This window comes from Pantoea sp. (genome assembly GCF_028283705.1).
Lineage (GTDB): Bacteria > Pseudomonadota > Gammaproteobacteria > Enterobacterales > Enterobacteriaceae > Pantoea.
The window spans coordinates 690,230-710,082 of record NZ_JAPWKD010000032.1 but is presented as its reverse complement, the minus strand read 5'-3'; the positions used below and the strand labels follow the sequence as shown (position 1 = coordinate 710,082).

The following is a 19,853-nucleotide window of genomic DNA, read 5'->3' as shown; positions in this document are numbered from 1 at the left end:
CAGAACTCTACCTTTAGACTTTTCCCCTATAAGCGACTGTTTTTAAAGCGCACGGCTTGCCGTTGCCTGGCACGGTAAAATCCCGCACTCTGTGGCCTGAAAAAAAAGATAAGGAAAACCGTATTGCGGTTTTTCATCAGGTCAGGTCCATGACGGCCTGGCGGCAACAGAATTCAGGATGGGATAAATATGGGTTTACTGGCAACAACTGCGGATGACTCGCTGCTGCGACACAGGTCGTTTGTCGCCTTCTGGCTGGCACGGACCTGTTCTTCGTTTGGTTTTCAGATGTTCTCGGTTGCCGTCAGCTGGCAGATCTACTCGCTGACCAACAGCGCGATGGCGTTGGGGATGATTGGTCTGATGCAGTTTCTGCCCTCGGTGCTGCTGGCACTGCCTGCCGGGCATCTGGCAGATCAGTTTGATCGTCGCCGGATTGTGTTGTTTGGTCAGCTGGTGGAGTGGGGATCGTTGCTGGCGCTGGTGGCGCTGACGCTATTCCACTGGGCGGATAAAACCGCCATCTGGAGCCTGGTGTTTTTAATTGCGGTGGCAAAGGCCCTGGAATGGCCCGCGTTGTCATCGATGTTACCGGCGCTGGTGCCGCCAGAAATTCTGGCGCGTGCGACAGCAGCGAATGCGGTGGGTGGTCAGGCGGCGGTGATCATTGGACCCACGCTGGGTGGGTTGCTGTATGTCGCCGGGCCGGATGTGGTGTACGGCGTAGCCGCCTTGTTCTATTTATTCTCGCTGCTGCTGGTCAGCCGTATCCGTTATGAGCGCCCGCCACAGACGCGCCTGCCGATGAACCTCACCAACCTGTTTGCCGGTGTCCATTTCATCCGCGAACGCAAAGATGTACTCGGAGTGATTTCACTCGATTTATTCGCGGTGCTGCTCGGCGGTGCGACGGCATTGCTGCCGATTTTTGCCAAAGATATTCTGCATACCGGTCCCTGGGGGCTGGGCATGTTGCGCGGCGCGCCGTCGGTGGGGGCATTGCTGGTTGGGGTATGGCTCAGCCGTCACAAGCTGGAAAAGCATGTCGGGATGATCATGTTTGGCGCGGTGGCAGGTTTTGGTGTGGCAACGCTGATTTTTGCGCTCTCCCGTCAGCTGTGGTTGTCGTTGCTGGCGCTGGCGGCGTTAGGTGCCTTTGATATGGTCAGCATGGTGATTCGTGGCTCGCTGGTGCAGCTGGATACACCGGATGATATGCGCGGACGCGTCAACGCGGTCAACGCCATCTTTATTAATACATCTAATCAGCTGGGCGAGTTTGAGTCCGGGATGCTGGCGGCGTGGCTCGGTGCGGTGCCCGCTGCGGCGCTGGGCGGCATCGGTACGCTGGTGGTGGTGGCTCTCTGGATGACGCTGTTCCCGCATCTGCGTAAGCGGCAGAAACTGGAGAACGAACCCGCAGCTGTGCCGCCAACAAAAACCGGCCAACAGGCCGGTTAAGGGTATTGCCAGTCTGCACTGCCATGACAAAGCTCGCGATCAGGGGGGGCAGGGATCGCGAGCGGTGGCCGTTTAAACGGCCGCTGTTTTCCCCAGGTTGGCGTCAAATTGTTTCCAGCTTTCTGTCATATCCACCACGGTTTTCGATTTTCGCGCTTCGTCGATTTTAATCGCGGTGAGCCCGGCTTCCAGTGCGTCCACCACCGTCACTTTCAGCGGCGTTCCCTGTTTAATGTGTTTCACAATCTCTTCGGCCATCAGCGCATCAGCGCCATAGTGGCCATCGTAAGCGTTGCCGCTGTAAGTGGTGTCCACTTCACGCTCACCGGTCCGGGCGTTATGCACGCGGAAGTAGTTGCGCACAAAGTCGCCTTCCGCCATGCCGTCCGTTCCCATCACGCAGAAGCGGCGGAACTCATCCGGCACGTTGAGGTTGGCGTGGAAGGCCAGAGTGGCGCCACCGGCGTATTCAATGATGGCCGTCTGGTAATCGACGATATCGGCATCGCTATCAAACACCGCGTCGGTGCTTGACCAGCCGCTCGGTTTGACGTGATACAACTCGGAAGCGGGCGTGATGGCACCCTGTGGCGCGTGCTGCGGCGTAAAGGATTTACGGCCACCAAAGCTGGCGACGCGCACCGGGCGTTCGCCCATCAATCCCTGATAGAGATCGATATCGTGGCAGCATTTTTCCAGCATGTACGGACCGGCGTATTTCTCCAGACGACGCCAGTCGCGCTGGAAGAAAGCACCGTGGTACGGCTTGATATGTTCGGTTGCTTCGATTGAGGTGATCTCGCCAAGGCGTTTATCATCGCGCGCTGCCAGCAGGTCGTGATACAGCGGTGAATAACGCAGTACCAGACCGACCAGAATGCGCTCGTGGCCATACTGCTGTACCAGCTGCGCCATCGCCATGGTCTGTTCTTCATTGATCACCACTGGCTTCTCGGTGAATACGGTATAACCCGCGGCCAGCCCCTGACGAATATGGTCGAGATGCATAAAGTTCGGTGAACCAACCAGCAGCAGATCAAAGCCGCCGTGATTCAGCAGTGCGTCGATACTGTCAAACGCCTGACCAGGATCGATACCAAAGGTGTGGAGATTGGGTAAACCCGCTGGAGCCGGATCGACATAACCCACGACGGAGAACTCTGTATCGGCTTTGCTGAACTCTTTCACCACATGGGAAAGACGAAAGCCAAGACCAATAATGCCCACTTTCATGTTATACCCCTGAAGCCCGTTGCCTGTTAGCTGCCCGACCCATCAGGCTGCTGATAATCTGACCGCTAACTTATTACGGCAGAAAAACTAATGTCAATGAATATCCTGGGTGTAAAAATCCTATAATCTATTATTCGTATGATTTTAATCATTTTTATTTGATGTTGTGGCTTCCATATTTATTTGTTATTGCGATTTAAGTTTTTTTACCCTATCTTTCGCACATCTATAAAGAGTCATTCCGAGCGGTGCAGGGCAGGAGGAAGCGCGTGCAGTCACTTATGCTAGGTATCGATGGGGGTGGTACGCACTGTCGCGGACGCCTCACCGACGCTCAGGGGCAACTGCTGGCGGAAGCGCGCGGCGGGCCAGCCAACGTCTGGTCGCAGTTTGAAGCGGCGATTGACGCCATCGATCGGGTGATTGACGATCTCTTCACTCAGGCGGCATTACCGGCGGCGGCACGAGCGCAAACCGTGCTGGTGGCGGGGCTGGCGGGAGCGAATGTCGCTTCGGTCAAAGCCCGTCTGGATAGCTGGCAGCCCGTTTGCCAGGCGCGCTATGTTTTTACCGATGTCGAAATTGCCTGCGCTGGTGCGCATCATGGCGCGCCCGGAGCGGTGTTTATTACCGGCACCGGCAGCCAGGGTGCCGCCTGGGATGGTGAACGCTTTACGTTGCTGGGTGGCTGGGGCTTTGCACTCTCCGATGCCGGTTCTGGTGCGGTGCTCGGTCAGCGGGCATTGCGGCTGGCGCTGCTGGCCCATGAAGGCATTGTTCCGTCCTCGGCGCTGACGCAGCGTATCATGGCGCATTACCACGACAGCCCGGAACAGATGCTAATCTGGTCACGTCAGGCGACACCCGCCGACTGGGGCCGGATTGTGCCGGACGTGTTCGCCGCCGCACAGGCGGGGGATGAGCATGGCACTGCCTTAATTGAACAAACCGCGGCGGATATCGCGCAAATGGTCCAGCCACTGCTGGCGCGCAGCCACGGTAAGCTGGCGTTGATGGGCGGCTTAGCCACGCCGATTCAGCCCTGGCTCCCGGCGGATATCGCCGCACTGCTGGTGCCGCCACAGGGCGATGCGCTGACTGGCGCACTCCGGCTCGCCAGTCAGTTCAGCCTGGGTCAACTCGCGTAACCTTTTCATTCTGCTGATAAAGAGAACCATGACCGCTCCGAACGTAACCGCCCGCATTCTGCGGCTGATTGTCGAAAACGCGCCAATAAGCCAGTCCGATCTCAAAGTGCGCAGCGGCCTGAGCATGTCAACGGTTTCGCAGGCCACTAATCGCCTGCTGACTGGCGGCATCGTGCAGGAGCTGGGGCTACGCCGGGTCTCGATGGGGCGTCCCAAAACTCTGCTCGGCCTCAATCCTGATCACGCCAGTGTGGTTGGCATCCAGCTCAATGCGGAACGCAACCTGATTGTTCTGACCGACCTCGGTGGAAATATCATCGGCGAGCAGCAAATGCCTTCCGGTGCGATGAGCCCGAAACAGCTGGGTGACGCGCTGGCGAAGTTTCTGCGCGGCGTAGAAGGCAAGAAAGTCGGTGCTATTGGTCTGGCGCTATCCGGTCTGGTGGATGCCAGCAATGGCTATTGCGTGCGCTCACGCGTGCTGGACTGGGATAACGTGCCCATCGCCCGCCTGCTGGAAGAGCGTTTTTCGTTACCGGTATTTATCGAAAACGACGCTAACGCGCTGGCGATGGCGGCGCTGGTGTTTGGTCAGCTCGGTCATGCACAATCGGCGATTATCGCCACCTTCGGCAAAGGGATTGGCGCGGGTATTTTGCTGGATCGTCAGCTTTATCGCGGACGTCATGGCAAAGCGGGGGAGATTGGTAATGCCCTGCTGGGTGATGGCTCTGAGCGCCTGCTGGAAGATGTCGCCTCATCGCAGGCGATTCTGCACCGGGTGGCGGAGACGCTGAAACAGGATGCACCGCCGACGTTGCGCGATCTGGATTTGCGTCCCACACCGGAGGTGTTAAGCGCGCTGGCGGAAGCCGGGCATCAGCTGGGCATGTCGCTGGCGAACCTGTCGATTGCCTATGATCCGGATGTGGTTTATCTGGCGATGGAGCCGCAAATGGCGTCACGCATTCTGCTGGATAATATCACCCAGAGTTTCCAGAACTATCGTCTGAAGCTGACACCGCATATGACGCCGTTGCAGTTTATTACCGAGTCGAATCGGATGTGGGCGCAGGGCGCGGCGGGGTTTGCGGTGAATAAGTTGCTGGATTTGCTGGCGGCGCAGGCCGATGAAGAGATTGCGTCTTAAGTCGCGTGGTTTCGTTTGCTTCCGAGGGGATTTCGTTCGCCTCGGGCTGAGGTAGTTTCAGTTCGCCGGTGCGGCGACCGAGCAAAGGGGACCTGGCCGTCCCCTTTGCATTCCCCGGCCTTGCGCCGCCTGCGCCGCCTGCCTCGCCGCTTCGCGGTCCCTTCGCTTACTCACGCTTCCGACGGACCGGCGTCGATTCGCTCCTGCTCAACGCCGCCTTTCGCCGCATCCATGCGGCTCATCCTGGAATCGTTCCCGCGCTCAGCGAGTCCGGATGGCGCCCATCCGCCGCTGCCACATCAATGCTTTCCTGTGTTTTTTCTTTTGCGGTTTGTTTTTTCTTCGGGCTTGCAAACGGGGGTGTGGGCGGCATTCGCAGCGCCGAGTGCAGAGTGAAGGCCAGGACGAGCCGCATGGATGCGGCGAGAGGGCGGTATGAGCCATGGAAGGCGAATCCGCGCGGTCCGTCAGGCCTGAGTGATAAGCGAGGGAACAGCGCGAAGCGCTGCGCGAGGACGCCGCAGGGCGCGGATTGCAAAGGTCCGCGCCTTCGGACCTTTGCCCGTCCGCCTGCACAGGCGGTGCTGAAACTGCCTCAAGCCTGGCGGGCGGACCCCCTGCGGAGCCAAACCGCTGCCAGCGGACAGAACCTTACCGCATCCGCATCCCTTCCTGATCAAACAACAAACAACTCCCCGCATCCAATTGGTAACGCATCGGCTCACCGATCTCGTGGCTTGCCACATTCCGCTCCTCAATCACCAGCAGCCGCTCCTGGCCCACATCCAGATAAAGATAATTGGTATGCCCCAGCATCTCGCTGAACGACAGCGGGGCGCTAAAGCTCAGCGGCGCGTTGGCAGCCGTGGCGAGCTGGAAATGCTCAGGGCGTACGCCCAGCGTCACCTTTTGCCCCTCGTGACAGGTGGCCGCCATGTCCAGCGTTAATGAGTGAATACCCAGCGACGGCACGCGCAGCTGCACCTGGCCGGGAGCTAACGCCGCTACCTCTGCGGGTAAGAAATTCATCTTCGGCGAACCAATAAACCCGGCGACAAACAGGTTATCCGGGTCGCGATACAACTCCAGCGGCGCACCGACCTGTTCAATACGCCCCTGACGCAGCACCACGATCCGGTCGGCCAGCGTCATCGCTTCCAGCTGGTCATGGGTGACGTAAATCATGGTGTTGCCCAGCGAGGTGTGCAGCCGGGCAATTTCGATACGCATCTGCAAACGCAGCTCAGCATCCAGGTTCGACAGGGGTTCATCGAACAGGAAAATACGTGGATGGCGAATAATGGCGCGGCCAATCGCCACACGCTGCCGCTGTCCGCCCGACAAGGCACGCGGCAGGCGATCGAGCAACTCGGTAAGGTGCAGACGCGCCGCAGTCTGCGCAATCGCCTGTTCAATCTCGGCTTTCGGCCGCTTCATCACCTCCAGCGGATAAGCGAGGTTGCCACGTACCGTCATATTCGGGTAAAGCGCGTAGGACTGAAACACCATGGCGATACCGCGCTCGGTGGCAGGCTGCTGGGTCATATCCGCACCCTCAATCAGCAGCTTGCCATCACTGATCTCCTCCAGCCCGGCAATCATGCGTAACAGCGTCGATTTTCCGCAACCCGAAGGGCCAACAAACACCACAAATTCACCACTGTTAATGGTGAGATCGATACCGTGGATCACGTTCACTTGCTCGTAGGACTTCTTAACGCTTTGCAGATGCAGGCTGGTCATGCTGTGTCTCGCTTAAAGTAACTGGCCCAGATAAATGGCGTTGCTGCGCACGATGGGCGTGAAGCCAAGGCGCTGATAAAAACCGCAAACCTGCTCGTTTTGCAGGCTAACGCCGAGATGCACGCCAGGCACACCGGCCTGGTGCAGCAGGGTCAGCAGGTGCTCAATCAGTTTGCGCCCCCAACCACCCTGTTGAGCGGGCGGCAGTAGATTAATGTGCAGATGCGCGGGCCACTGGCTCACCAGTTGATCGGCGGCGGCATCCGGCTGGAGGATGGCATCCAGCACTTTGCTGTCGAGCGGGGCGCTGGCCGGGTAGTCGCGATATTGCGCCTGCAACAGCGGCCACCACTGCTGATTCAGCACGGCTTCGAAGGCGCGGGTATCCGGTACCGAGACTGCATAGCCGACGACCTCTCCCTGTTGTTCCAGTACCAGCGCGAAATCAGGTACGAAACGGGCGTAGGGAATCACAAAGCGCAGGCCCGGCAGGGCGGGGTCGGAATAAAGCGCGGTCGCGTCTTTCCCTGCATTGGCGGTTTCTAAACAAATACGCGAGAGCGCGGGAAAATCCGCCTCGGTGGCGTGACGAATAACACCTTCAGCCGTCATGGTGGAGCCTCTGTGGTCAGGAGATGAACAGTTTTTACGGTAATGAAAGCGTACTTAGTTTTCAAGGTGTAATAATTGCGTCATCCCACAAAGCGCAGGCGAAACATAACCGCAGCGCATGACCGCCAGCGCGGCAAGGCTGTAGTGATGCGCTGGCAAGCCCTTAATCCGCAGGCTTTTTCACGTTTTCTTCGTCAGTATCATCCATAGCTATACGATTTTCATATGCTCTATCAGTAAGTTAATGCGCTTTAAAATCGTGAGTGATTTATGCTGGGCATGGCTTTAGGTGGGCTGTTTGCAGCGGCCTGGTGGCTGATTAAGCAGCATTCTCTGCTGATCACCGCGCCTTTCTTCTCACTTTTTGCACTGCATCACAGAGCAAAAATTCCGCACGGCACAGGTTTGACTTTCTTTTGTTCATAAAGTAAGTATGGATAAGTGCGTTATTTCTGCTGAATCAGCCTGCGGGAGCTGCGGGTGTCGAGATGAAGGGATGCCAGTCATCTGTTGGAGAAACCGAGCATTATGTGTGATTCAACCGTACGTTCGCAGTACTTCCATCGCCCTCTGCGTACCCTGTCTCGTCTGGTTTCCGCTGGGGTGCTGCTCGGCGCAGCGATGACCTCGGCCCAGGCGGTGACCCTGAATGAGTGGGATATTTATAACTATCCACAGCAGACCGCAGCGGTGGATGAAGCGATTAAAGTGTTCCAGCAACAGAATCCCGGCATTGTCATCCAGCGTTCTGTGCACTCCTTCGAAGATACCCGCATCCCGCTCAAACTGGCGCTGACAGCCGGTGATGGCCCGCAGATTGCCCAGGTGAATCAGGGTGGTGGCGATATGGGTTCGCTGGTGAAAGACAAGCTGCTGTGGCCGCTGGATGATTACGCCAAAACTTATGGCTGGACCACGCGTTTCCCGGATTCGATCCTGAAACGTAACCGCTGGTCCGATAATCAGGACTTTGGCAGCGGCAAATTGTATGGCGTTGCCAGCCTCGGTGAAATGGTTGGCCTGTATTACAACAAAGCGCTGCTGGATAAAGCTGGTATCGCGGTGCCAAAAACCCTCGCCGAGCTGGAACAGGCGATGGAAAAACTGAAAGCGCAGGGCACCGCACCCATGATGCTGGGGCTGCTGGACGGCAACATGGGACAGCAATTGCTCAGCACCATTTGGGAAGCGCAGATTGAAAGCAGCGACCGTAAAAAACTCGATGACCTGATTTACGACGTGGGCGGCACCTTTAAAGATGACAAGCTGGTAAAAGCCGCCAACATGATGAAAAGCTGGAACGACAAAGGCTATTTCTTCCCCGGCTTCCAGGGGATTGGTCATGACGATGCTGCGACCTTGTTCCAGAACGGTCAGGCCGCCTTCCTGGTGAGCGGCACCTGGTATCTGGGGCAGTTCAAAGACAACAAAGATATCCACTTTGCCGCGATGCCGATGGGGGCGGGCGTGCAGCATGCGCTGATGGTGGGCGGGACTGACCTGGCGTTCTCCATCACCAGCACGGCGAAAACTAAAGAACAGCAGGATGCCGCCGCGAAGTTCATCGACTATATCGTGTCGGATGAGATGGCGAACCGCTGGCTGAAAGTGGGCTTCCTGCCGGCCAGCGCCAGCAAAAATGCGCAGATCCCGGCCGATAATCCGCTGCTGGCCGAGGCCTACCAGGTATGGGTGACGCTGAACCAGCATGATGGCCTCGGTCATTACGTGGACTGGGCGACACCGACCATGAACGCCGAGCTGAATCAGAACGTACAGCTGCTGCTGGCCGGACGGCAAACTGCCGACCAGATGGTCACTAACTTCGACAACAACTATCAACGTTACCTGAAAACCCTGAAGCACTGATAAATCCGGCCCGGCATCGTGCCGGGCTGCTGACAGGTCCGCAAGCGAGTAAGGTTATGCTGAACAAATCTGCCTGGCGCAATGCGCTCTATCTCCTGCCCGCGGTGCTGGTGTACGCGGTCTTTCTGTTGCTGCCGCTGCTGGCGTCGCTGGGCATCAGTTTTACCGAGTGGGATGGCATCTCGATGCCGATTTTTACCGGCATCAGCAACTATATGCGTATGTTCAGTGACCCGGTGTTCTGGGTGGCACTGGGCAACAACGCATTACTGATGTTGTTCTACACCTTGTTGCCGATTGGTGTTGGCTTGCTGCTGTGCAGCTTCCTGTACGAAACGCGTAACAACAAAGAACGCAGCCTGCTGCGTATCTTTTTCTTTCTGCCTTACATCATGCCGATGGCGGTGCTTGGGGTGGTGTGGCGCTGGCTGTACAACCCGGCATTCGGCCCGATTGACCAGTTCCTGCGCGCCATCGGTCTGCCGCAGCTGGCGCTGTCATGGCTGGGTGACTTTACCTGGGCGCTACCTGCCGTGGGCTTTGTCGCCACCTGGTACTTCTTTGGTTTTTGTCTGGTGTTGTTTATGGCGGGATTGCAGCGCATGGACCCGTCGCTGCTGGAAGCGGCCGATCTGGATGGCTCCTCGCGGCGGCAAAAATTTATGCGCATCACGCTACCATCGCTGCGCCCGGAGCTGCGAATTGCGCTGTTGCTGACGGTGATCGCCAGCCTGAAAGCCTTTGATCTGGTCTACGTGATGACACAGGGGGGGCCGGGCACCTCCACCATGGTGACCAATATCTTTATGTATAAGCAAGGCTTTGACCTGCACTACTTCGGCTATGCGTCGGCGGTAGCGGTGTTCAGTATGATGATTGTGTTGATGATCAACGCGTTAATCCACTTTGCAATTCGGGAGCGTCATTGATGCGTGGCACGCCAGTCGTTTCTCGTGCGCTTATCTGGATTGTGGCGCTGATGACCATTATGCCGTTTCTGATGGCGTTGATGACCTCATTCAAAACCCAGATGGAGCTGTTCCAGGGCGTCTTTACCTTACCTTCGTCGCTCAACTTCAAAAACTACGCCACCGCCTGGCAGCAGGGCCATTTTAACGTTTATTTTATGAACTCGGTGCTGGTGGTGTTCCCGGTGGTGATTTGCAGCATTCTGCTTGGGGTTCTGGCCGGTTTTGGTTTTGCCTGGCTGAAGATCCCCGGTAAAAAACTGGTGGCGGCGATGCTCGCCCTTGGCATGGTGTTGCCGAGTGAAGCCTTTATTATCCCGCTGTATCACGAGCTGCGCTGGATGGGGCTGACCAACACCTACCTGGCGCTGATTCTGCCGCAGATTGCGCTGTCATTGCCGTTCACCACGCTGATGATTGCCACCGCACTGCAACAGGTGCCGCGCGAGCTGGTGGAAGCCTCGGTGATGGATGGCGCATCACGACGTAAAATTCTGTGGGGCATTCTGGTGCCCGCCATCTGGCCCACGTTATCAACGCTGGCGCTGCTATTGTTTATCTGGACCTGGAACGAATTTCTCATCCCACTGATTCTGGTGAACAAAGATGAGTTGCGTACCCTGCCCATCGGCATGATGTTTTTCCAGAACAAAAACACCATTGATATCCCGGTGCTGATGGCGGGGGCGATGATCGTCATTTTGCCGCTGGTGGCGGTGTTCCTGGTGTTCCAGCGCAAATTTATCAGTGGTGTGACCGAAGGCGCAGTGAAATAGGAGAACCGCATGCATCTCTCTCTGGCCGATTTTCATCCCGCCGCCGACGGGGAAACCCTCGATACCGCCTGCTTTCAGCGCGCGCTGGATCAGCTGGCGCAGCAGGGGGGCGGTACGCTCACGATACCAGCAGGCCGTTACCGGCTGGGCACCGTCACGCTGGGTTCGAATCTCCATCTGCATCTGGCGGCGGGGGCCACGTTGCTGGCAAGCCAGCGGGTTGAGGATTATCAGCGTTGCCTGGCGCAGAGCCAGGCTGAGCTGTCGCAGCATGTGCTGCTGTACGCGGTGGGCCAGCGCAATATCACCCTGAGCGGCAAAGGGGTTATTGACGGGGATGGCGAAGCCTGGTTTGCCGCTGAAAAGGATGATCAGGGCTATCGCCTGCCGCGCCCGTTTCGCCCACGCATCATCGTGTTTGAAGATTGCCAGCAGATCACGTTACAGGAATTCAGTATCGTACAGGCACCGATGTGGACCGTGCATCTGGTGAGTTGCCGCCATGTCCATATTGATCATCTGACCATCGATAATTCCATGACCATGCCGAATACCGACGCGCTGGATATCGACAGCTGCGAAGCGGTGTTTGTCAGCAACAGTTACCTGAGCGCGGCGGATGACGCGATTTGTATTAAAACCACCGACAAACCGGCTCCTCTCAGGCGCGCGGCGCGGCAGATTATGATCAGCAACTGTCTGCTGCGCTCGTACAGCTGCGCCTTCAAAATCGGTACCGAAACCTTTGATGACGTGGAAGATGTTACTGTCACCGGCTGTACCATTTTCGATTCCAACCGGGCGATTGGCCTGCTGTCGCGCGACGGTGGCTGTTTCCGTCGTCTGCATTTCAGCAACCTGACGCTGGCCTGTCACCATGCGCCGCCGTGCCACTGGGGCAAAGCCGATGCGTTGTTTGTTTCGGTTCGCGCGCGCGATCCGTCGATTGCACCGGGCCATATCGAACAGCTGCAATTTACTAACGTCAGTGGGGTGATGGAAGGGGCGATTAACCTGCATACCGAGGCAGCGGGGCAGATCCGTGAGGTGATGCTCAGCAATGTGCAGATACGGCAGGTGGTGGCGACCACGGCGGAGCAGGGGCACTACGATGTGCGCCCGCCCTGTAATCCCGCATCACCCACCGGAATGGGGCTGGATAACGCCTATAAAATGGATAGCCTCACCGGGTTGGCCTATGGTGTGGCGGCCTACCCGGATGGGCTGCCGGGCGTGTTTGCGCGCGGCGTGGAGAACCTGCAACTGCACAATGTCACCATTGTGCGTCCGCAGCCGTTGCCAGCGGGCTGGCATACGGCAACGGTGCAGATTCTGCCGTAGCAGCGCGATTTATCGCGCGGTTTTTTATTACAACGCCGCCGCGATGGCCGCCCCCAGCTCCTCAGTTGAGGCTTTGCCGCCGAGGTCGCGCGTCAGGCTGTTACCCGCCGCCAACGTGCGTTCGATGGCATCCAGCACCGCCGCGCCCGCTTCGGCAAAGCCGAGGTGCTCCAGCATCATCGCACCACACCAGATCTGACCGATCGGGTTCGCGATTCCCAGACCTGCGATATCCGGCGCGGAGCCGTGTACCGGTTCGAACAGGCTGGGGAATTTGCCTTCCGGGTTGATATTGGCCGATGGCGCAATACCAATGGTGCCGGTACAGGCCGGGCCGAGATCCGACAGGATATCGCCAAACAGGTTGCTGGCGACCACCACATCAAACCAGTCCGGGTGCAGCACGAAGTTGGCGGTGAGAATATCGATATGATATTTATCGACCTTTACCTCCGGGTAGTGGGTGGACATGGCTTCTACCCGACTATCCCAGTACGGCATGGTAATGGCGATACCGTTGGATTTGGTGGCCGAGGTCAGGTGTTTTTTCGGGCGCTTCTGTGCCAGTTCGTAGGCAAATTTCAGGATGCGATCGACGCCGGTACGCGTCATCACCGTTTCCTGAATCACCACTTCACGCTCGGTGCCGGGGAACATGGTGCCACCCACGCTGGAGTACTCCCCTTCGGTGTTTTCTCGCACCACGTAGAAATCGATATCACCCGGCTGACGATTCGCCAGCGGTGCTTTGACACCCGGCATCAGGCGTACCGGACGCAGATTGACGTATTGGTCGAACTCACGACGGAACTGCAACAACGATCCCCACAGTGACACATGATCCGGCACCACATCCGGCCAGCCTACGGCACCGAAGTAGATCGCATCAAAGGTTTGCAGGGAAGCGAACCAGTCATCCGGTAGCATTTTGCCGTGCTGCTGCCAGTATTCGGCGCTGGCATAGTCAAACCATTGCCACTCCAGTGGGATATTGAATTTTTTCGCTGCCGCATCCATCACGCGGATGCCTTCTGGCATCACTTCTTTACCAATGCCATCGCCAGGGATGACGGCGATTTTAAATGTTTTGCCGCTCATAGGGTTCTCTCGCAGGTTGCTGTTGATGTTCTGCCCGCAGTATAACTTTGCATCATGGGGAAATAATTAGCCTGAACAGCAAGCCAATGTTGAATAAAAGTAGAGAATCCCGCACCTCCACCGACGGTCTGGCCTTTTTCGTGCGTATCGCCACCCTCGGTAGCCTGACGGCGGCAGCACGCGAGCTGGGGCTATCGTTACCGGCGGTAAGTAAACGGCTGAGTCAGCTGGAATTGCGTCTTGGCGTGCAGCTGCTGCGTCGTACTACGCGTCGGCTGGAGCTGACGCCTGAGGGCAAACGTTACCTGGAAGGGGCACGCCCGCTGCTGGATCAGCTGGCGGAGCTGGAGGAGTCGGTCAGCAGCCAGACCGCCATGCTGCGCGGCACGCTGAATATCAATGCCTCGTTTGGTTTTGGCCGTCGTCATGTCGCGCCGCTGGTGTCGCGTTTTGCTGCGTTGCACCCGGAGCTATCACTCAGCCTGCAACTGAGCAGCCAGCCGCTCAGTTTCCTTGATGCACATATCGATATTGATATTCGCGTCGGTGAGCCGCCGGATGCACGGCTGATGGCACGCAAGCTGCGTACCAATCCGCGTGTACTGTGTTGCGCACCAGCCTATGCCGAACGTTGTGGCCTGCCGGAGAGCGTCGCGGCGCTGGCGCAGCACAACTGCATTTTGCTGCGGCAGTATGAAAGCGATTTTGCCCTGTGGCGGCTGAGTAATGGCGAGCAGCAGTTAACGCAAAAGGTCCGGGGGACGTTGATTACCAATGACGGCGAGGTAGCGATGCAGCTGGCGCAGGATGGGCATGGCATTCTGTTACGGTCGTGGTGGGACGCGCAGCACAGCATTCACAATGGCGAGCTGCTGCATGTGCTGCCAGCCTGGACGGCACCAGACGGCGATATCTTTGCCGTCTGGCAACCGCAGCGCCAGCTTCCAGCGCGCATCAGCGCCTTTGTCGAGTTTTTGCAGCAGGCGCTGTAACAGTTTACTCCTCCGCCGTCTGCTGGCGGCGCTGCTGGAGTGGGTAAAACTCCCCGGCTTTCAGCGAGGTTTCAATTTCCTCCAGCGAGCGGCCTTTGGTTTCCGGCATCAGGAAAAAGACAAACACAAAGCCGAGCAGATTCAGCAGTGCGTAGAACCACATGGCACCGCCAATGCCGAGAAGATTGACCATCGATAAAGCCGTGGCGGTCAGCAGCAGGTTGGAACCCCACAGCATCCCGGCGTGCAGACTGGTGGCTTTCTCACGGATACCCAGCGGGTACAGCTCCGACCCCATCAGCCAGCCAATCACCTGGATACCGCCGGAATTAAACACCATAAAACCAAACAGGCAGAGCACGATCAACAAACTGTGCCCACCGCCCTGTGCATCGAGACGGAATACCGTGCCCAACAGCAGCAGGCTGACGATGGCACCTGGCATCATCCACAGGGTTAAGGCACGGCGTCCAACATGATCGACCAGCAGCTTGCCGATGATGGTCAGCGTCAGATAAATCACCGCCACGCCCAACGCCGAGTAGAGTGCCGCATCACGGCTGAATCCGGCGTTGGTGAGAAAGGTTGGCGTGTAGTAAATCATCATTTCAATGCCGGAAAGCTGCGTAAAGGCGGCGATCCCCAGCCCGACCAACAGCGCCGGGCGCAGCCAGGGTTGTTTCAGATCGCCCCAGCTGGCGACCGCCTTGCGTTCTACTTTGGCGTGCACACGCTGGATATCGCGAATCTCCTGACGTACCTGTTTTTCCGTGTCGCGCACGGCATCCAGCGCCAGATGTGCCTCTTTCAGGCGTTTCTGGCCGACCAGCCAGCGCGGGCTTTCCGGCAGTGGCAGCATCCCCAGCAGCAGGATCACCGCAGGAATGGCGGCGACGGCGAACATGGTACGCCAGCTCCAGATATCCTGCATAAAGGTGCCGACCAGCGCGGCGGTAACAATGCCGACGCCAATCGAGATATTAAAGAATGTCACCAGGCGGCCACGGCGGTCCGGGGGAGCCAGCTCGGCGATATACACCGGGACGATTTGCGAGGCACCACCGACGGCAAAGCCCAGAACCAGGCGTGCGACGCCGAGCCAGACGGCATTGGGTGACAGGCCTGAACCGATTACGCCGACCGCAAAAATCGCTGCCACAATCATCACCGTGTAGCGACGGCCCAGCTGACTGGAGAGACGTCCACAGCTGAGGGCACCCACCACCGCGCCGACGAGGATCGCGCTGGTCACCAGCTCCTGAGCATGCGAGGAAAGGTGGAAATCATGGGTAATCTGCAACAGTGCACCGGAGATAATGCCGGTGTCGTAGCCATAGAGAAAGCCAGCAATGGCGGCGATGGCGGTCGCTGTCAATAAAAAGGCATCTGCGCTGAGAAAGCGGCTGTTTTCTTCGGTTGCGCTTGCGGATAACTTTTCATTGTCAGCCTGAGCAGACGGGGTTTCGGGCGAATATCGCCAGGTTTTATTTTCTGATGAAGGCATAGTATTCCTTGCAGGTGAGTTTATTTTTATGCAGGGGTACAGTGCGACCGAAATAATCGGCGTTCGCTCATTGATATTATTCTGATGAGATAAAGATATAGCATTGTTTGTGATTTGTGTCACATTTTACTGTGGATGGATGGCGAATTATAGCTGTTGTTCTACGAATTCTATAAAAATAAAGTCACATAATTAATTGATGTAAATGACTTTTATTTTATAAAATTTATTATGTTCTGAATTTCCCTTCTCAACTATGAAATATTGAATTAAATAAAATTTAATCAATCCGATTCGGACGAGATAATATTTTACTATCCATGCTCTCACCAGAAAATATCACTGCGTACACCGGTGTACTGTGCATAAATATTAAAACCTCTTCTTTTTCCGCGCAGGTGCGATGGTCATGCTATGAAATGATGTTTTGATCATTTGTAATCAACATTGAGTGTTTGTGAGCATGATCAAACAAATTTATCCGACCATCACCTATAAAGTAGCCCTGTCAGTGCGTGATTTTGCTCCTGGTTGAGCGATTTAAATCATTTTTACCCTGGTGGCGATACCCGGTGCCCAGACACCCGTCAAAATAACAGACGCCACCCTTAATAACGGCGCGCGTGAAGCCCAGCGCGTGCCACGACCCTACGTTATCGATGAGGCTGAAATGAAACAATTCTCTACAGAAGGGATGGTGATTATTGTCGGGATAGTGATTGCTTATATCCTGTTTACCACCTGGCTGACCTGGCGTTTGCGCAGTAAAAATACCGGCGACTTTATGGCGGGATCGCGCGTCATGCCGGCGTTTATTGTCGGGGTGATGCTGATGTCAGAATATATCGGGGCCAAATCCACCATTGGCACTGCGCAGGCGGCATTTGAAGATGGTTTTGCGGCGTCCTGGTCAGTGATTGGTGCGGCCATTGGCTTTCCGTTATTTGGTATTTTGCTGGTCAAACGTATCTATAACACCGGGAAAATCACCATTTCTGGCGCGATTGCCGAGCGTTACGGTAACTCAACCAAAAACATCATTTCGCTGATCATGATCTATGCGCTGCTGCTGGTGAACGTCGGTAACTATGTCAGCGGTGCAGCGGCCATCTCCACGGTGCTGAACCTCAACCTCACCACGGCAGCCTTTATCACCGCCATCGTCAGTACCTTCTATTTTATGTTCGGCGGAATGAAAGGGATCGCCTGGGTGACGCTGCTGCATAGCGGACTGAAATATATCGGGATTATGATTATTCTCGGTGTGGCGCTGCATATGACCGGTGGCGTGAGTCCGATGATCAGGCAGATGCCGCATTTCTACTGGACCTGGGATGGCAACGTCGGCGGCAGCACCATTTTTGCCTGGCTGATTGGCACTATCGGTTCGATCTTCTGTACTCAGTTCGTGATTCAGGCGATTGCTTCAACCAAAAGCGCCGCTTCGGCAAAACGCGCCACCTGGGTCGCCTTCTTCTTCTGTATGCCGATTGCTATCGCCATCGCGCTGATTGGCGTGGCGGCGAAATTCCTCCATCCTGATATCAAAAGCCTGTATGCGCTGCCGGTGTTTTTACAGGATATGAGCCCGTGGCTGGCGGGGATTGTGACGACCTCGCTGGTAGCGTCGATTTTTGTCAGCGTCAGCACCGTGGCGCTCGCCATTGCCTCGCTGGTGGTGAAGGATTTTTATGTGCCGTACCGCAATCCCACGCCGGAGCGGGAATTCCGCATGACGCGCTGGCTGTCGCTGGTGATTGGCTTCCTGCCGTTGATTTTCGTGCTGTTCGTGCCTGAAGTGCTGAAGTTGTCGTTCTTTACCCGCGCTATCCGCCTGTCGATTTCGGTGGTGGCGATCATCGCCTTCTACCTGCCGTTCTTTAAAAGCACGCGCGGTGCCAATGCCGGGCTGATCGCCGCCTGTGTGGTAACGTCGGTGTGGTATTTGCTGGGCGATCCTTTTGGTATCAACAATATGTATGTGGCGCTGGTGACACCGGCGGTTGTGATGGTGATTGACCGACTGATTCCGTCGCGCCAGGCGCAGGATAAAAAAGCCCCGAAACAAACCATGCAAAACAGTGGAGCCTGATATGACCGATTTAACCGAGGCCGTTGAACGCAACGGTAACCTTCATCCTCACGCGCAGGACGCGCAGCAGCTCACCGCGATGCTGCCTTCGGTCTGTCCGCAAAACCATGCCGCCAATTTGCTGCCTTTGCCGAATGGTGACCTGCTGTGCGTCTGGTTTGGTGGCACCCAGGAAGGGATCGCCGATATCTCGATCTGGTGCTCGCGGCTGGAAAAAGGCCGCGAGCAATGGAGTGATGCGCAAAAGTTATCGGACGATCCGACGCGATCGGAACAAAACCCGGTGCTGTTTCTCGATCCGGATCAAGTGCTGTGGCTGCTGTGGACCGCGCAGAAATCCGGTAACCAGGACACCGCAATTGTGCGTTATCGCCAGTCGCGTGATTTTGGCCGCAGCTGGAGCGCCATCGGCACGCTGCTTGATCAACCCGGCACCTTTATCCGCCAGCCGCTGGTGGTGCTGCCAAATGGCAACTGGCTGCTGCCGGTGTTCTATTGTCGCACCCAGCCGGGGGTGAAATGGGTCGGTAACGACGATGTCAGCGCGGTGAAAATCTCCAGCGACAAAGGCAAAAGATGGCGTGATGTGGCGGTACCAGACAGCCTCGGCTGCGTGCATATGAATATCACGTTGTTACACGATGGCAGCCTGCTGGCGCTGTATCGCAGTCGTTGGGCAGATTTTATCTACCAAAGCCGTTCCCATGACGGTGGCGAAAGCTGGAGCGCACCACAGGCGACCACCTTGCCCAACAACAACTCATCGATTCAGGTGACGACGTTGCATAACGGCCATCTGGCGCTGGTGTTTAACGCCATGAGCGCCCGCGATGCCAGCGAGCGTCGTGTGTCGCTGTATGACGAGATCGAAGATGAAGACGAGGGCGATGTGGCGGTTGCGGCGGAGCCGGTGGTGCAGAGTGGACGTACCGCGTTCTGGGGGGCACCACGCGCGCCGATGACGCTGGCGATCTCTGCCGATGGCGGCCACAGCTGGCCCTGGCAACGTAATCTCGACGAAGGTGACGGTTACTGCATGACCAACAATTCGCAGCAGAAGCTGAATCGTGAATTCTCCTATCCCAGCATTAAACAGGGGGAGGATGGCGCGCTGCACATTGCCTATACGTATTTCCGTCAGGCGATAAAGTATGTGCGCGTTGATGAATCCTGGGTGATCTCATGAGCCGACATGCGCTGGTGACAGGTGTCAGTTCCGGTATCGGTGCGGCGATTGCCGATGAGCTGTTGCAGCAGGGCTGGCAGGTGACGGGCTTCAGCCGCACGCGGGTGAAAAAAGATCATCCGCGTTTTACCCCGGTCAGCGTGGATCTGTTTGATGCGGCGTTACTGAAACAGGCGCTGGGCGTGCTGCCGAAAGTGGATGCGCTGGTTCATGCTGCCGGGATGATGGCGGCCGCGCCGCTCGGCGATCTGGATGAGGAAGCCAGCCACCGCTTGTGGTATCTGCATGTGCAGGCCGCGCAGATTATGGCTAATGCGCTGCAACCGCAGATGCAGCAGGGCGACCGTATTTTGCTGATTGGCAGCCGCACCTCGCGTGGCGCGGCGGGTCGCAGCCAGTATGTCAGCACTAAGGCGGCGATGGTGGGGATGGCGCGTAGCTGGGCTGCCGAGCTGGCACCGAAAGGGATCACGGTAAATGTGATAGCGCCAGGAGCCACGGAAACGCCGATGCTGCTGCAACCAGGGCGCGCCAGTTCGCCACCAAAACTGCCGCCTATCGGGCGTTATATCAAACCGGAGGAGGTAGCGGCGCTGGCATCGTTTGTGCTGTCGCCTGCCGCAGATGCCATCACCGGGCAGGAGCTGGTGATATGCGGTGGTGCGTCGTTGGCGTAGCGG

17 protein-coding genes are annotated in these 19,853 nt (G+C 57.0%); 12 read left to right on the top strand and 5 right to left on the bottom strand.

The features are described 5' to 3' along the window. Window positions 1–189: 189 nt before the first annotated feature. Window positions 190–1,461, top strand: a complete 1,272-nt coding sequence (locus tag PW844_RS26250) for an MFS transporter (RefSeq protein ID WP_299458124.1) — start codon at window positions 190–192, stop codon at window positions 1,459–1,461. Window positions 1,462–1,533: 72 nt separating this feature from the next. Here the strand turns inward: PW844_RS26250 and PW844_RS26245 are convergent, their stop codons facing one another. Continuing rightward, the gene (locus tag PW844_RS26245; RefSeq protein WP_299458121.1) at window positions 1,534–2,694 is read right to left on the bottom strand and encodes a Gfo/Idh/MocA family oxidoreductase; all 1,161 of its coding nucleotides are present in this window, start codon (window positions 2,692–2,694) and stop codon (window positions 1,534–1,536) included. Window positions 2,695–2,963: 269 nt separating this feature from the next. Here PW844_RS26245 and PW844_RS26240 point away from each other — a divergent pair, with 269 nt between their 5' ends. Together PW844_RS26240 and PW844_RS26235 are read left to right on the top strand one after the other, a co-directional pair. Beyond that, window positions 2,964–3,842, top strand: a complete 879-nt coding sequence (locus PW844_RS26240) for a BadF/BadG/BcrA/BcrD ATPase family protein (protein ID WP_299458118.1) — start codon at window positions 2,964–2,966, stop codon at window positions 3,840–3,842. Between the two features lie 28 nt (window positions 3,843–3,870). Continuing rightward, window positions 3,871–4,992 carry an ROK family transcriptional regulator gene (locus PW844_RS26235; protein ID WP_299458116.1) on the top strand — a complete coding sequence of 374 codons (1,122 nt, stop codon included), beginning with the start codon at window positions 3,871–3,873 and terminating at the stop codon, window positions 4,990–4,992. Window positions 4,993–5,643: 651 nt separating this feature from the next. On the opposite strand, the gene PW844_RS26230 is transcribed toward PW844_RS26235, so the two are convergent. Both PW844_RS26230 and PW844_RS26225 read right to left on the bottom strand, forming a co-directional pair. Continuing rightward, a complete protein-coding gene (locus tag PW844_RS26230; RefSeq protein ID WP_299458114.1) occupies window positions 5,644–6,735 on the bottom strand; it encodes an ABC transporter ATP-binding protein in 1,092 nt (363 codons plus the stop codon). A gap of 12 nt (window positions 6,736–6,747) precedes the next feature. Continuing rightward, a complete protein-coding gene (locus PW844_RS26225) occupies window positions 6,748–7,347 on the bottom strand; it encodes a GNAT family N-acetyltransferase (RefSeq protein WP_299458112.1) in 600 nt (199 codons plus the stop codon). Window positions 7,348–7,617: 270 nt separating this feature from the next. Between PW844_RS26225 and PW844_RS26220 the strand changes: the two genes are divergently transcribed. The 5 genes from PW844_RS26220 (at window position 7,618) to PW844_RS26200 (ending at window position 12,301) form a co-directional block, all read left to right on the top strand. Then, window positions 7,618–7,773: a hypothetical protein gene (locus PW844_RS26220; RefSeq protein ID WP_299458110.1), complete on the top strand. Its 156-nt coding sequence runs from the start codon at window positions 7,618–7,620 to the stop codon at window positions 7,771–7,773. A 102-nt stretch (window positions 7,774–7,875) separates the two neighbouring features. Then, window positions 7,876–9,216, top strand: coding sequence for an extracellular solute-binding protein (locus PW844_RS26215; protein ID WP_299458108.1), 1,341 nt, complete (start codon window positions 7,876–7,878; stop codon window positions 9,214–9,216). A 56-nt stretch (window positions 9,217–9,272) separates the two neighbouring features. Continuing rightward, window positions 9,273–10,145: a carbohydrate ABC transporter permease gene (locus PW844_RS26210; protein WP_299458106.1), complete on the top strand. Its 873-nt coding sequence runs from the start codon at window positions 9,273–9,275 to the stop codon at window positions 10,143–10,145. Beyond that, complete coding sequence (locus PW844_RS26205; RefSeq protein ID WP_299458104.1) at window positions 10,145–10,960, top strand: carbohydrate ABC transporter permease; 816 nt, start codon at window positions 10,145–10,147, stop codon at window positions 10,958–10,960. Before PW844_RS26210 ends, PW844_RS26205 begins: the two co-directional genes overlap by 1 nt. Window positions 10,961–10,969: 9 nt before the next feature. Next, entirely contained in the window at window positions 10,970–12,301 is a 1,332-nt protein-coding gene (locus tag PW844_RS26200) for a glycoside hydrolase family 28 protein (protein WP_299458102.1), read from the top strand. Between the two features lie 27 nt (window positions 12,302–12,328). On the opposite strand, the gene PW844_RS26195 is transcribed toward PW844_RS26200, so the two are convergent. After that, window positions 12,329–13,399 (bottom strand): tartrate dehydrogenase, encoded by a 1,071-nt coding sequence (locus PW844_RS26195; RefSeq protein WP_299458100.1) that lies wholly within the window; start codon window positions 13,397–13,399, stop codon window positions 12,329–12,331. Between the two features lie 86 nt (window positions 13,400–13,485). On the opposite strand from PW844_RS26195, the gene PW844_RS26190 reads away from it, so the two are divergent. Continuing rightward, the gene (locus tag PW844_RS26190; RefSeq protein WP_299458098.1) at window positions 13,486–14,391 is read left to right on the top strand and encodes a LysR family transcriptional regulator; all 906 of its coding nucleotides are present in this window, start codon (window positions 13,486–13,488) and stop codon (window positions 14,389–14,391) included. A gap of 4 nt (window positions 14,392–14,395) precedes the next feature. On the opposite strand, the gene PW844_RS26185 is transcribed toward PW844_RS26190, so the two are convergent. After that, window positions 14,396–15,895, bottom strand: coding sequence for a sugar porter family MFS transporter (locus PW844_RS26185; RefSeq protein ID WP_299458095.1), 1,500 nt, complete (start codon window positions 15,893–15,895; stop codon window positions 14,396–14,398). Between the two features lie 670 nt (window positions 15,896–16,565). On the opposite strand from PW844_RS26185, the gene PW844_RS26180 reads away from it, so the two are divergent. Genes PW844_RS26180 through PW844_RS26170 form a run of 3 tightly spaced genes read left to right on the top strand, consistent with a single transcriptional unit; the run spans window position 16,566 to window position 19,850 of the window. Continuing rightward, the gene (locus PW844_RS26180; RefSeq protein ID WP_299458092.1) at window positions 16,566–17,987 is read left to right on the top strand and encodes a sodium:solute symporter family protein; all 1,422 of its coding nucleotides are present in this window, start codon (window positions 16,566–16,568) and stop codon (window positions 17,985–17,987) included. A gap of 1 nt (window position 17,988) precedes the next feature. Next, window positions 17,989–19,173, top strand: coding sequence for an exo-alpha-sialidase (locus tag PW844_RS26175; protein WP_299458090.1), 1,185 nt, complete (start codon window positions 17,989–17,991; stop codon window positions 19,171–19,173). Then, window positions 19,170–19,850, top strand: coding sequence for an SDR family NAD(P)-dependent oxidoreductase (locus PW844_RS26170; protein ID WP_299458088.1), 681 nt, complete (start codon window positions 19,170–19,172; stop codon window positions 19,848–19,850). Before PW844_RS26175 ends, PW844_RS26170 begins: the two co-directional genes overlap by 4 nt. Window positions 19,851–19,853: the final 3 nt, after the last annotated feature.